General features: G+C 64.5%; 10 protein-coding genes. 4 read left to right on the plus strand and 6 right to left on the minus strand.

The features are described 5' to 3' along the window. Positions 1 to 99 precede the first annotated feature (99 nt). From LF63_RS00550 to dnaA, 6 genes are all read right to left on the minus strand, one after another. On the minus strand, positions 100 to 759 hold the full coding sequence (locus LF63_RS00550) for an energy transducer TonB (RefSeq protein ID WP_043098904.1): 660 nt from the start codon (positions 757 to 759) through the stop codon (positions 100 to 102). A gap of 180 nt (positions 760 to 939) precedes the next feature. Further along, positions 940 to 2,235, minus strand: a complete 1,296-nt coding sequence (locus tag LF63_RS00555) for a tetratricopeptide repeat protein (protein WP_184655074.1) — start codon at positions 2,233 to 2,235, stop codon at positions 940 to 942. Positions 2,236 to 2,445: 210 nt separating this feature from the next. After that, positions 2,446 to 4,854 (minus strand): DNA topoisomerase (ATP-hydrolyzing) subunit B, encoded by a 2,409-nt coding sequence (gene gyrB / locus LF63_RS00560; RefSeq protein ID WP_152569190.1) that lies wholly within the window; start codon positions 4,852 to 4,854, stop codon positions 2,446 to 2,448. Between the two features lie 124 nt (positions 4,855 to 4,978). Continuing rightward, the gene (recF, locus tag LF63_RS00565; RefSeq protein WP_043098908.1) at positions 4,979 to 6,058 is read right to left on the minus strand and encodes a DNA replication/repair protein RecF; all 1,080 of its coding nucleotides are present in this window, start codon (positions 6,056 to 6,058) and stop codon (positions 4,979 to 4,981) included. Positions 6,059 to 6,146: 88 nt separating this feature from the next. Continuing rightward, on the minus strand, positions 6,147 to 7,247 hold the full coding sequence (dnaN, locus tag LF63_RS00570) for a DNA polymerase III subunit beta (protein WP_043098910.1): 1,101 nt from the start codon (positions 7,245 to 7,247) through the stop codon (positions 6,147 to 6,149). Positions 7,248 to 7,458: 211 nt separating this feature from the next. Beyond that, positions 7,459 to 8,787, minus strand: a complete 1,329-nt coding sequence (dnaA, locus tag LF63_RS00575; RefSeq protein WP_043102752.1) for a chromosomal replication initiator protein DnaA — start codon at positions 8,785 to 8,787, stop codon at positions 7,459 to 7,461. 185 nt (positions 8,788 to 8,972) lie between these two features. Between dnaA and rpmH the strand changes: the two genes are divergently transcribed. The 4 genes from rpmH (at position 8,973) to mnmE (ending at position 12,772) form a co-directional block, all read left to right on the plus strand. After that, complete coding sequence (rpmH, locus tag LF63_RS00580) at positions 8,973 to 9,107, plus strand: 50S ribosomal protein L34 (protein WP_043098911.1); 135 nt, start codon at positions 8,973 to 8,975, stop codon at positions 9,105 to 9,107. An 11-nt stretch (positions 9,108 to 9,118) separates the two neighbouring features. Further along, positions 9,119 to 9,472, plus strand: coding sequence for a ribonuclease P protein component (rnpA, locus tag LF63_RS00585; RefSeq protein ID WP_081945016.1), 354 nt, complete (start codon positions 9,119 to 9,121; stop codon positions 9,470 to 9,472). A 110-nt stretch (positions 9,473 to 9,582) separates the two neighbouring features. Next, the gene (gene yidC / locus LF63_RS00590; RefSeq protein WP_052394453.1) at positions 9,583 to 11,373 is read left to right on the plus strand and encodes a membrane protein insertase YidC; all 1,791 of its coding nucleotides are present in this window, start codon (positions 9,583 to 9,585) and stop codon (positions 11,371 to 11,373) included. Positions 11,374 to 11,419: 46 nt separating this feature from the next. Beyond that, complete coding sequence (gene mnmE, locus LF63_RS00595) at positions 11,420 to 12,772, plus strand: tRNA uridine-5-carboxymethylaminomethyl(34) synthesis GTPase MnmE (RefSeq protein WP_043098912.1); 1,353 nt, start codon at positions 11,420 to 11,422, stop codon at positions 12,770 to 12,772. Positions 12,773 to 12,917 lie beyond the last annotated feature (145 nt).

Consider the following 12,917-nt stretch of genomic DNA (forward strand, 5'->3'; position numbering starts at 1 on the left):
CGGCGGCGGATTGGTCGGAGTGGTCTCTTGAAACATAACGCTACCCTTGGAAAGTCATGCGTGAAATTTTGCTGTGAATTCGGAAAGGTCTACTGAAACTCAGTAGCCACCAAGTTTGAACACGACCGGGATCTTCGCCCAGCCTTCGAAAGGTACACCACCGCGCGTGCCGGGGTTGAACTGCCAGCGCTTCGCGGCCTGGATCGCTGCGCGATCGAGTTCGTGATAACCGCTGGACTGATCCACCTTCACTTCCTTCGGCGACCCATCGACACCCACCAGCACCAGCAGAATTACCGTACCTTCATGACGCTGACGGCGCGCCTGGGCCGGATACTGTGGCGGATGTCGCAATCGGTAGGAAAGATCCTGACCCGGAGCAATCGTCGTCGGCGGGGCCGGCGGGGCCGGCGGAGCCGGCGGCGGCGCGGCCTGTGCCATCGTCGAAGGCTCGTTTACCGGCGGCGGCGGGGCCGGCGGTGGCGGCGTCGGTGGCGGCTTGACCTGCTTGATCACCTTCGGCGGCGGAATCTTCGGCGGCTGCGGCGGCGGCGGCGGCGGCGGCGGCGGCGGCGGCGGCGGTTCGATGAAGGTCACCTGGACCACCTTGTCCCTCGGCTTCTCCTTGCTCGCCGGCGGCGCCGCTGGCGATGCCAGCAGCAGGAGCGCGAAACCGTGCAGAGCAATGGTCAGCGCCGTCGCCCAGGTTCGTCTCCAGTTGAACGGCACGCGGCCGGAGTTGTCAGTCTGTGAGGCCATTTGTCAATTGCTAAACCCAACGAAATTTTGTTGTCCATCAGCAAGGGGCGACGCACGACGAGTACCGCGCGTCGCCCCATCCGTGGAGCGGAAGTCATCCAAGGTACACCAGTGAAGCGGTTTTGTATAGGCCCGGTTCATGTGTACAAAAACCCTTGAAATTCAATTACTTATGCCAAACTAGCGTGACACTTTTTTAAGCCATGCTTGCGCCTTGGCACGCGTCGTGGGGTCCTTCTCCGCCTTTCGCATAGCGGCGATCGCGGCTGACTCGTTATGCATGGCGCGTTCGGATTCGGCGATGACCACGTATGCCTCTCCCTCGTGCTTGATGCCACGCTTCAGCGCACTACGTGCCTTCAAGCGACCGGCACTGAATTTCTTTTCACTTAGCAGCAGCTTCGCGGTCTGAAGATCAAGTTCGCCGTCCGGCGCGGACGTCGATGCCTTGTCGTAGGCAGTAATTGCGCCCTTGATATCGTCGCTCAAATAGGCCGCATCACCTTCGACGCGATAGGCCTGATAATCCGGCTTCACAATGCCCTTGCTGATGCCGTCTTTGATGACCGTCACCGCAGCCTGTGCTTCAGGCTTGGGATCGTTCGCATCTTGCGCCTTCATCAGATGAAGCTTGGCCAGCGTGATGTAGCTCTTGCTTTCCTTGAACTCGCCTTTCTTGTAGGCATCCTGCATAAGGTCGAGCGCTTCGGAATATTTGTTTGCGCCGACCAACAGCGAAACGGTGTTGTTCAGGGTGGTCATGTCACCCGGATGCTTCGCCAACTGCTGCTTGGCCGTAGCCAGCGCTTCATCTGAGTTACCGGTCTCGGCGTAGCTCGCAGCCAACACCTGATTCCACGAATCATCCGGCTTGTCCGTCATCGACATGGCCTTCTTGATCGAGTCGATAGCCTTCTGATACTGATCAAGACGATAGTAAGCCTTGCCTTCCAGCGCGTACGAATCGGCCGTCTCCTTGCGACCCTCGGCGCGCCATTTCTCGACCGTATCGATCGATTTCTGGTAGTCCCCGTGGATCAAATAGAACTGCGCGAGTTCGTACTCAAGACCGAAATAGGTGTCGTTCGGCAGAACACCGTTAGCCAACGCCTTCTGTAACAGATCAATTGCGGTGTTCATATCGCCTGCATGATAGGCGACGTTCGCCAGACCCTGCTGCGCGAGCGCCTGCACATACTTGCTCTTAGTGCCGGTGCCGTCGGCGAACGGCTGAAGGATTTGCTTGGCCGTCGCGGAATCGCCCGAGTTCACGGCCGCCAGACCCTTGTTCAGCTGATCCGCATCGGACTGCTTGGTCAGGTCGAGCTTGGGCTCCTTGCGCGTGGCGTTCGGATACTGCGATTCCTTCTTCGCAGGCTCTTCGCTCTTGTGGCCGCCTGCCATCGCCGGCGTGGCCACCATCGGCAGCACCAAAAGGCCCGCCAGCAGATACTTCGAAAACGATACCAACTTCATCGCCCACCTCTTCGTTGCTGTAGCCGCACCCTGTTTCGCGCGGCGAAGACTTCAAGAGTACCCGGACTATCGCTGCCAGCTCAAGTCGGCAGCGTAGCTGCTCCGGGAAGCCCAGAGTGTTGATTTTACTGAAATTTTACATTTGATCTTCCGGCATGCTTCGAGCATGCCGAGCACTGCATGAATACGCGCGTACCTGCGCGCCGATGGTCAGATATCGAGGTTGGCCACGCGCAACGCGTTGCTCTCGATGAATTCGCGTCGCGGCTCCACCGCTTCGCCCATCAGCATGGAAAACATCTGGTCCGCCGCGACCGCGTCCTCGATGCCGACCTGCAGCATGCGACGGGTATCCGGATTGACGGTGGTCTCCCACAGCTGCTCCGGATTCATTTCGCCCAGACCTTTGAAGCGCTGGATGCTGCGCCCCTTCTTGGCCTCGTCCAGCAACCACTGACGCGCGTCGGAGAAATGCAGCACACCGCGCGAGGCATTGCCACGGCGCGCCTCCGCGCCGTTCTGAACCAGTCCGTGCAGCGCACGCGCCACGTTCAGCACCGGACGGAATTCCGCGCCGGCGAAGAACGGCTTGTTGAGGATCCAGGTGTGCTCGAGACCATGCTGGTTGCGCACCACCTCGATCGCCGCCGGCTGCTCGCCGCTGGCGGCGCGATGCGCCAGGCGGAAGCGCGGCTTGCCCAGACCGCTGGCGGCAAGGCGCCCGGCCAGGCCTTCCAGCCACCCCTGCATGGCGGCGGCATCGTCCCACAGTGCCGCTTCCAGCGGGGCGTATTCCAGCATCGCCGTCCACACCAGCGCGTCGCAGCGCGCGGACAGGCGGCCGATCTGGTTCAGCGCGTTCTGGTAATCGCGCAGCAGCTTCTCCAGCGCTTCGCCGCTGATCGGCGGCGCGTCCGGGCTGTACAGCAGTTCCGCACCTTCGACCGCGTTGGAGATCAGATAGTCGTCCAGCGCCGCGTCGTCCTTGAGGTACAGCTCGTTCTTGCCCTGCTTGATCTTGTACAGCGGCGGCAGACCGATGTAGACGTGGCCGCGCTCGATCAGCTCCGGCATCTGCCGGTAGAAGAAGGTCAGCAGCAGCGTGCGGATGTGCGAACCGTCGACGTCGGCGTCGGTCATGATGATGATGCGGTGATAGCGCAACTTGTTCGGGTCGTACTCGTCCTTGCCGATGCCGGTGCCCAGCGCGGTGATCAGGGTGCCGACCTCGGCCGAGGACAGCATCTTGTCGAAACGCGCCTTCTCGACGTTGAGAATCTTGCCTTTCAACGGCAGCACGGCCTGGGTCTTGCGGTTGCGGCCCTGCTTGGCCGAGCCGCCGGCGGAATCGCCCTCGACCAGGAACAGTTCGGACAGCGCGGGATCCTTCTCCTGGCAGTCGGCCAGCTTGCCGGGCAGCCCGGCGATGTCCAGCGCGCCCTTGCGACGGGTCATCTCGCGCGCCTTGCGCGCCGCTTCGCGGGCGCGGGCGGCGTCGACGGCCTTGGAGGCGATGGCCTTGCCCTCGGCCGGGTGTTCCAACAGGAAGTCGCCCAGCTCCTTGTTCACCACCTGCTCGACCACGGTCTTGACCTCGGACGACACCAGCTTGTCCTTGGTCTGCGAGGAGAACTTGGGGTCCGGCACCTTGACCGAAAGCACCGCGATCATGCCTTCGCGCATATCGTCGCCGGCCAGGTTCACCTTGCCGCGCGACAGCCCTTCCTTCTCGATGTAGCTCTGCAGCGTGCGCGTGAGCGCCGCGCGGAAGCCGGTCAGATGCGTGCCACCGTCGCGCTGCGGGATGTTGTTGGTGAAGCAGAACATCGTTTCCTGGTAGCCGTCCGTCCACTGCATCGCCAGCTCGACGGTGATGCCGTCCTGCTCGGCGCTGATGCTGATGACGTTGGGGTGCAACGCGGTCTTGAGCTGCGCCAGGTGCTGCACGAACGACTTGATGCCGCCTTCGTAGGCGAACACGTCATGGCGATCGCTGCGCTCGTCGTGCAGCTCGATGCTGACGCCGGAGTTCAGGAAGGCCAGTTCGCGCAGGCGCTTGGCCAGGATGTCGTAATGGAACTCGATGTTGGTGAAGGTCTTGGGGCTGGGCAGGAAACGCACCTGGGTGCCGCTCTTGCTGGCCGGTCCGACCGCCTTGATCGGGAACTGCGGTTCGCCGTCGGCGTATTCCTGGTAGTGCTCCTGGCCGTCGCGGTAGATCGTCAGCCACAGCTTCTCGCTGAGCGCGTTCACCACCGACACGCCGACGCCGTGCAGACCGCCCGACACCTTGTAGGAATTGGCGTCGAACTTGCCGCCGGCGTGCAGCACGGTCATCACGACCTCGGCCGTCGAACGACCCTCTTCCGCATGTTCCTTGACCGGGATGCCGCGGCCATTGTCCAGCACGCTGACCGAGCCATCCTCGTGGATGGTCACGATCACGCGATCGCAGTGACCGGCCAGCGCTTCGTCGATGGAGTTGTCGACAACTTCGAACACCATGTGGTGCAGACCGGTGCCGTCATCGGTATCGCCGATGTACATGCCCGGACGTTTGCGCACCGCTTCGAGACCCTTGAGGACCTTGATGCTGCTGGAATCGTAGGTTTGGTTCATGCTTGACTGCCGCAAGCCCGGACGCTGCCGGGCGTGAAAACACAGGGGCTAGGAAGCCATTCCGGCCAGTATAGCAGGCGCCCGAATCGGGCCACCGCGTGCGGCTCTGTGCGCGAAACGGCGCTTATCGGCGGGTCACGGCGCCCTGTTCCACGTGGAACAGGTTGACCTCGATTCCGTCCATCGCGGATACGGCCTCGGTGCCTGTCACCAGCACTTGTGCCCGCACGCCGGCCAGTGATTGAACGACGCTGCGCTGATGTGCCTGATCGAGTTCGGACGCAAGATCGTCAAGGCACACGATGGGCCATGCGCCATGTTCTTCCGCGTACAGACTGCCCTGCGCCAGCATGCAGCCCAGTGCGCAGAGTTTCTCCTGGCCTCGCGACAGATGCTCGCGCATCGGCGCATGCTCGAACACTAAAGCCCAATCCGCGCGGTGCGGGCCGGCTGCGGTATGTCCGCGGTAAGCGTCGCGCTCGCGCCGCTCGATGAGGGTGTCCTGCAAAGAGCGTTCCTCGGTCCAGCCCCTTCGGTATTCGAGACGGATCGCCCCGAGTTCGGGCAGCAGGTTTTGCAAATGACGTTCGAGGTGAGGTCGCAGGCGATCCACATACGTCAGACGCGCCGCTTCGACGGCCTCGCCGGCACGGCTCATTTCGGCTTCCCAGGGCTCCAGCGCCGCAGCGTCGGGCACCCGCGCGGCCCGCAACGTCGCATTGCGTTGGCGCAATGCGCGCTGATAGCGGCGCCACTGCATCAGGAAAGCGTGTTCCACGTGGAACACGCCCCAATCCAGATAACGTCGCCGTTCCTCCGCCGCACCGGCGATCAATGCGTGCGAACCGGGTTCAAAACAGATTGCCGCGCAATGCGCGACCAGCTCGCCGATGGTGTGCCCGGCTTCGCCGTCGATGTGGGCCTGCCAGCGCCCGGATTGCCGCCCCAGTCCGAGACGGTGCGTTCGGTCCTCGGTGACCGCGACCTCGGCATAGATGCTGAGCGCATCGCGTCCGCGTTGAATTAGGGCCTCACGCGCGCCGGAACGGAACGAACGCCCGTGCGACAGCAGATACACCGCCTCCAGCACGCTGCTCTTGCCGGCACCGTTCGGTCCGACCAGCACGTGCAGGCCTTCCGCCAGTTCGATGCGAACGTCGTCGAGGCTGCGTAGACCCTGGATCTGCAGGCGGCGGATGTACAAACGATGGACTCCGGATATGGAAACGCCGGACGCCTCGTGAAAGAGCGCGCCCGGCGTCGGGTGGATCGGATCGGCGAACGCGGCGCGATCAGAGGCGCAGCGGCATGATCACGTGGCGAATGCGATCGTCCTCGCTCGACTGCAGCAGACAACTGGACTGCGCATCACGCAAGTTGACCTGCACCTTGTCGCCGGCCAGTGCGCCCAGCGCGTCCATCAGATAGCCGACGTTGAAGCCCACGGCCAGATCGTCGACGCCGGTCTCGGCTTCGAGTTCCTCGACGGCCTCTTCCTGCTCCGGGTTGTGCGCGATGATGCGCAGCTTGTTCGGGCTCACTTCCAGCTTCACGCCGCGATACTTCTCGTTGGAAAGAATCGCCGCACGCTGCAACGCGGCACGCAGGGCGTCGCGCTGCAGATGCACTTCCTTGTCGGCGCCGATCGGAATCACCGCCTCGTAGTCCGGGAAACGACCGTCGATCAGCTTCGAGGTGAACGTCACCTCGCCGCGACGCACGCGGAGATGATTGCGACCGAATTCCAGCTCGACCTCGCCGTCGCCGGCTTCAAACAGGCCAATCAGCTCCATCACGCCCTTGCGCGGAATGATGATCTGCCGACGCGAACCGACGCCGGAGGACAGCGCCGTTTCCGCCAGCGCCAGACGATGACCGTCGGTGGCCACGCAACGCAAGGTGTCTTCGTTGAGATCCAGCAACATGCCATTGAGGTAATAACGCACGTCCTGGTTGGCCATCGCGAAGGCCGTGCGGTCCATCAGATCCTTGAGCACCGCTTCGGGCAGGCTGACACGCTCGACCAGCTCGATGTCATCAATGGTCGGGAATTCGCTAGCCGGCAGCGTGGCGAGCGTAAACCGGCTGCGTCCGGCCTTCAGCGCCACACGCTCGCCGTTGAGCGCCAGATCGATATGCACGCCATCGGGCAATGCGCGCACGATGTCGAAGAGTTTGCGTGCCGGAATCGTCACTTCGCCGTCGCTGGCGCCTTCGACCGCGATGTTCGCGACCATCTCGACTTCGAGGTCGGTTCCGGTAAAGGCCACCTTGCCGTCCTGCGCCTGCACCAGAAGGTTGGCCAGCACCGGCAGCGTCTGCCGCCGTTCCACCACGCCTACCACTTGTTGCAGCGGCTTGAGCAGCACTTCACGTTGAATCCCGAATTGCATGTCTGTGCCCCTTATCCCCAATCCTAAAAAAGGGTTGTTTAAAGAAAAAGGCAGTAGTGGCTGGTCCTGTGGATGACTGGAAAAGCCAAAAAAGCCCTTAACATTCAATTTGTTGCTTCGTTCTTGCCGGTGTGCTTGTCGGCTTGCAAACTGTGTTCGTCCTGTGGATAACTTTCGCGCTCGGCGACGTCCACCGGTTATCCACAGCTTCTCAGCCTGTGAGTATACGGATCAACTGGTCCCAGTCCTGCTTCAGTCGCACATCCTTGTCCATCAGGGTGCGGATGGTGCGGCAGGCGTGCAGCACCGTGGTGTGGTCGCGGCCGCCGAACGCCTCGCCGATCTCGGGCAGGCTGTGCTCGGTCAGCTCCTTGGCCAGGGTCATGGCCAACTGCCGCGGCCGCGCCAGCGAGCGCACGCGGCGCTTGGACAGCAGGTCGGACAGGCGCACCTGGTAATAGTCGGCCACGGTTTTCTGGATGTTCGGTACCGTCACGGCCTGCGCATGCGTGCTGAGCAGGTCGCGCAGCGTTTCCTGGGCAAAATCGGCGCTGATCGCGCGGCCGAAGAAGTTGGCGCGCGCCGCCAGCGTGTTGAGCGCGCCTTCCAGATCGCGCACGTTGGAACGGATGCGTCGCGCCAGCAGCATGGCCACGTCCTCGGGCACGTCCACGCCCTTCTCGTGGGCCTTGGACAGCAGGATGGCGGCGCGGGTTTCGAAATCCGGCGGCTCGATCGCCACCGACAGACCCCAGCCCAGGCGCGATTTCAGGCGCGGTTCGAGCTTGTCGACTTCCTTCGGGTAGCGGTCGCAGGTCAGGATGATCTGCTGCTTGCCCTCGAACAGCGCGTTGAAGGTGTGGAAGAACTCTTCCTGCGTAGTGTCCTTGCCAGCGAAGAACTGGATGTCGTCGATCAGCAGCGCGTCGACCGAGCGGAAGCGGCGCTTGAAGGCGTCCATGTTCTTGGCGCGCAAGGCCTCGATCATGGCGCTGACGAATTGCTCCGAGCGCAGATACAACACCTTGGTGCCCGGCTTTTGCTGGCACATCAGGTTGCCGGCCGCGTGCATCAGATGGGTCTTGCCCAGGCCGGTGCCGCCGTACAGCAGCAGCGGGTTGTAGGCGCGGCCGGGATTCTGCGCGACCTGCATCGCCGCGGCCTTGCCCAGCTGGTTGGACTTGCCCTCGACGAAGGTCTCGAAGGTGTAGTGCGGATCGAGGTTGTGGCTGGGCGTGGCGGGTGCGGACGCGTTGCCGTTCACGACCGGCGCGGAAGCCGGCTTCTCGGCGCGCGGCGCGCCGGCCGAGCCGACGCTGACGTGCACGTTGACCGCGCCGCCGTTCAGATGCTCCAGTACGGCGCGGATGCGTTCCAGATAGTCGCTGCGCACGACGTCGAGTGTGTAGGCGTTGGGTGCGAACAGCCGCAGGGCGCCTTCGTCCTCGCGTGCCTGCAGCGGCAGCAGCCAGGTGTTGAGGTCCTCGGCATCCAGTTCGCCTTCCAGGCGCTCCAGGCAGCGCCGCCATAAATCACTCATGTACACTTCACCGACATCGTTCGCGAATGCGCCGGACGCGCAGTTCAAGCCACCAGTCTAGCAGCATGCGCGCGCGGCTCCGTGCGCGTGGAGGCGCCCCGAAAGAGGCACGAAAGGCTTGACAGAAGGCGTTTTGCTTCGCATACTCCCGCGTCTTTTTCCCTGTATCAGTTCTGGAGCACGCCATGAAGCGGACTTACCAGCCGAGCAAGCTCAAGCGCGCCCGTACCCACGGTTTCCGCGCCCGCATGCGCACCGCCGACGGTCGCAAGGTCATCAACGCGCGCCGCGCCAAGGGTCGCAAGCGCCTGATCCCGTAAGCGGGTCGATCATGCTTGACGCCGGCATGCCGCCTTCGTCGCGGCTACGCCGCGCCGCAGACTTTGCCGCACTGCGAAAGCCGACCGGGCGTCTCGGCAGCGAATGTTTCCGCATCCGCTACCGGGACAACGAGGTCGGCTTTGCGCGTCTGGGGCAGGCGGTTTCGCGCCGCGTCTCCAAGCGCGCCGTCGACCGCAACCGCATCAAGCGCATCGTGCGCGAATCGTTCCGTCACGCCCGCGCGGCGCTGCCGCCGGTGGACGTGCTGGTGGTCGCCAATCCGTCCGCCGCCGCCTGCCCCGGCGCCGAACTGCGGGCCGAACTGGACCGTCTGTGGGAACGCCTGCGGCAGCGCGCACGTTGATGCGCCGGCCCGCGCCCGGCACAATCGCGGGCTGACCTACGTTTCTGCCGATCCAGGCGGATCGGCTCACGGGCCGCAGATTCCTTGCGACCGACACCGGATCACTCGTCATGCCCCAAACGCGCTCGTTCCTGCTCCTGGCGCTGGCCTTCGTCGGCTACCTGCTGTGGACCCAGTGGCAACACGACTACCACACGCCGGCAACGCCCGCGCCCGCCGCGGCTGCGTCCAGTGCATCCGCCGCGACGCCTTCCTCGTCCGACCTCGACGCCAGCGTCCCCAGCGTGGACGGCGCGCCCGCCGCGTCCGCGACATCGGCGGCGCCGACCTCCGCGTCCGGCGTGCCCAGCGCGCCGCAGCAGCACATACAGGCCGCGACGGCGAAGACCCCGGCCGACACGCATGGCCCGCTGGTCACCGTGACCACCGACGTGCTGCGTCTGACCATCGACAGCCGCGGCGGCAGCATCATCCGCAGCGCGATGCTGAAGTATCCGGCGAAGCTGAAGTCGAAGGACTCGGTGCAGCTGTTCAGCGACAGCGCAAGCCATTTCTTCGTCGCCCAGAGCGGCCTGCTCAGCCGCGACGGCGCCGCGCCCGATCAGCGCGCGATGTTCCACGCCGCGCAGGACAGCTACACCCTGCAGCCCGGCCAGAAAACGCTGAACGTCGACCTCACCTGGACCGACGCCAGCGGCGTGAAAGTGGTCAAGCGCTACACCTTCACCCGCGGCAGCTATGTGGTGGGTCTGGACCAGCAGGTCGACAACGGCAGCGCCAAGGCCTGGACCGGCTGGCCGTACCGCCAGCTGCAACGCGTGGTGCCGCCCGAGCCGGTGCATACCAACTTCCTGGCCAAGTGGTCGGACCAGTCGCGCTACAGCTTCTTCGGTGCGGCCTGGTACGGGCCGGAGGACAAGTTCAACAAGATCAAGTTCGACGACTTCGCCAAGGACGCGCTGAACAAGAAGGTCACCGGCGGCTGGATGGCGATGGAGCAGCACTACTTCATGGCCGCGTGGTTGCCGCAGGAGAAGAAGGCGCAGCAGTTCAGCACGCACGTCGTCGACGGCAGCAACCCGCGCTACCTGATCCGCGAGCTGGGCCCGGGCTTCCAGGTCGCGCCGGGCGCCACCGCCAGCAGCCAGTCGCGTCTGTACGTCGGTCCGAAGCTGCGCAACGAACTGGGCGGCATCGCGCCGGGTCTGGACCTGTCGGTCGACTACGGCATGTTCACCGTGGTCGCCGCGCCCATGCACATGCTGCTGACCTGGTTCCACGGTCTGACCGGCAACTGGGGGCTGGCCATCATCCTGGTGGTGCTGCTGATCAACGTGCTGCTGTACAAGCTCAATGCCGCGCAGTACCGCTCGGCGGCGAAGATGCGCAAGCTCAAGCCGCGCATGGACGCCCTCAAGGAGCGCTACGGCGACGACAAGCAGAAGCTGCAGCAAGCCACGATGGAGATGTATAAGAAGGAGAAGATCAATCCGGTCGCCGGCTGCTTCCCGTTGCTGGTGCAGATTCCGGTGTTCTTCGCCCTGTACACCGTGCTGCGCGAAAGCGTGGAGCTGCGCCAGGCGCCGTTCATCGGCTGGATCCACGATCTGTCCGCCGCCGACCCGTACTTCGTGCTGCCGATCCTGTACATGGGCGTGATGCTGCTGACCCAGCGCCTGATGCCGATGACGGCCAGCATGGACGCCACGCAGGCCAAGATCATGAAGTGGATGCCGGTGATCTACCCGGTGTTCTTCGCCTTCTTCCCGTCCGGCCTGGTGCTGTACTACCTGGTCAACGGCCTGTGCCGCGTGGCGCAGCAGTGGTGGGTGATGCGCCAGTTCGATGCCGCCGACAACGGCAAGGGCGGCAAAGGCGGCAAGAAGCTCAAGCCGGCCTGATCGCAGCCATGGCGCAGCCGTTCGCGCTGCGCCATGATCGTGCTCCGTGAACACCCCGACGCACGCCGACAACGACACCATCGCCGCCATCGCCACCGCGCCCGGCGCGGGCGGCGTCGGCGTGGTGCGGGTGTCCGGTCCGCGCGCGGCGGCCATCGCCGCCACCCTGCTCGGCCGCGAACCCGAACCGCGCCACGCGCATCTGGCCTCGTTCCGCGAAGACGACGGCGCGCTGATCGATCGCGGCCTGCTGTTGCACTTCCCCGCACCGCATTCCTACACCGGCGAAGACGTGCTGGAACTGCAGGGCCACGGCAGCCGCGTGCTGCTCGACCTGCTGCTGCGCCGCGTCTGTGCGCTGGGCGCGCGGCTGGCGCGGCCGGGCGAATTCACCGAACGCGCGTTCCTCAACGGCAAGCTGGACCTGGCCCAGGCCGAGGCCGTCGCCGACCTGATCGCGGCGCGCTCGGAAAGCGGCGCGCGCGCGGCGCTGCGTTCGCTCGAAGGCGTGTTCTCCGAACGCGTGCAGATGCTGCTGGAAGCGCTGATCGCGCTGCGCGTGCACGTCGAGGCGGCGATCGACTTTCCCGAGGAAGAGATCGACTTCCTGGCCGACCCAGCCATCGCCGAGCAGATGCGCGAAGTGCGCGCGCAGCTGGACCGTCTGCTCACCGAAGCCCGCCGCGGCGTGCGTCTCAACGATGGCCTCAGCGTCGCCATCATCGGTCGGCCCAACGTCGGCAAGTCCAGCCTGCTGAACGCGCTGGCCGGCGCCGAGCGCGCCATCGTCACCGATATCGCCGGCACCACGCGCGACGTGCTGCGCGAGAGTCTGGATCTCGACGGCAGCCACATCGAACTGCTCGACACCGCCGGTCTGCGCGACAGCGACGATCCGGTCGAGCGCGAAGGCGTGCGCCGTGCGCGCGAACATCTGAGCCGTGCCGATCTGGCGCTGCTGGTCACCGACGAAGCGCACGCCGTGTCCGATCAGGCGCTGTTCGCCGGCCTGCCCGAGCGCGCGGTGCGCGTGGTCGTCGTCAACAAGATCGACCGCGACGGCCGCGAGCCGCGCCACGAAGAACGCACCGACGCGCACTGGCTGTGGCTGTCCGCGCGCAGCGGCGACGGACTCGACGGCCTGCGCCGGCTGCTGCGCCGACAGGCCGGCAGCGACATCGAAGGCGCGTTCAGCGCGCGCCGCCGCCACGTGCTGGCGCTGGAAGCGGTCGCCGCGCACTTGGCCGCGGCCGACGAGACCCTGTCCAGCACCCGCGCCGGCGAACTGGTCGCCGAGGAACTGCGCCAGGCGCAGCGCGCGCTGTCGGAGATCACCGGCGACTACCACGCCGACGATCTGCTGGGCGCGATTTTCGGATCGTTCTGCATCGGCAAGTAGAAATTTGTCCACAGTTGTCCATCTTTGTCCGTGTATCAAATATAAAGTATTGATTAATATATTTTTTATTGTCCATAGACTTCCAGGGACATCTAGTGAAAGCTCCCCAATTTTGGGACCACCTATGGGACCCGCATCTGTGCTA

This window comes from Oleiagrimonas soli (assembly GCF_000761445.1).
Taxonomy (GTDB): Bacteria; Pseudomonadota; Gammaproteobacteria; order Xanthomonadales; family Rhodanobacteraceae; genus Oleiagrimonas; species Oleiagrimonas soli.

What these genes read in the sequence shown, in the direction of transcription:
- dnaN (WP_043098910.1), bottom strand. Translation starts at nt 7,247, where the DNA reads ATGCAATTCGGGATTCAACGTGAAGTGCTGCTCAAGCCGCTGCAACAA.
- yidC (WP_052394453.1), top strand. Translation starts at nt 9,583, where the DNA reads ATGCCCCAAACGCGCTCGTTCCTGCTCCTGGCGCTGGCCTTCGTCGGC.
- rpmH (WP_043098911.1), top strand. Translation starts at nt 8,973, where the DNA reads ATGAAGCGGACTTACCAGCCGAGCAAGCTCAAGCGCGCCCGTACCCAC.
- LF63_RS00555 (WP_184655074.1), bottom strand. Translation starts at nt 2,235, where the DNA reads ATGAAGTTGGTATCGTTTTCGAAGTATCTGCTGGCGGGCCTTTTGGTG.
- LF63_RS00550 (WP_043098904.1), bottom strand. Translation starts at nt 759, where the DNA reads ATGGCCTCACAGACTGACAACTCCGGCCGCGTGCCGTTCAACTGGAGA.
- gyrB (WP_152569190.1), bottom strand. Translation starts at nt 4,854, where the DNA reads ATGAACCAAACCTACGATTCCAGCAGCATCAAGGTCCTCAAGGGTCTC.
- rnpA (WP_081945016.1), top strand. Translation starts at nt 9,119, where the DNA reads ATGCTTGACGCCGGCATGCCGCCTTCGTCGCGGCTACGCCGCGCCGCA.
- dnaA (WP_043102752.1), bottom strand. Translation starts at nt 8,787, where the DNA reads ATGAGTGATTTATGGCGGCGCTGCCTGGAGCGCCTGGAAGGCGAACTG.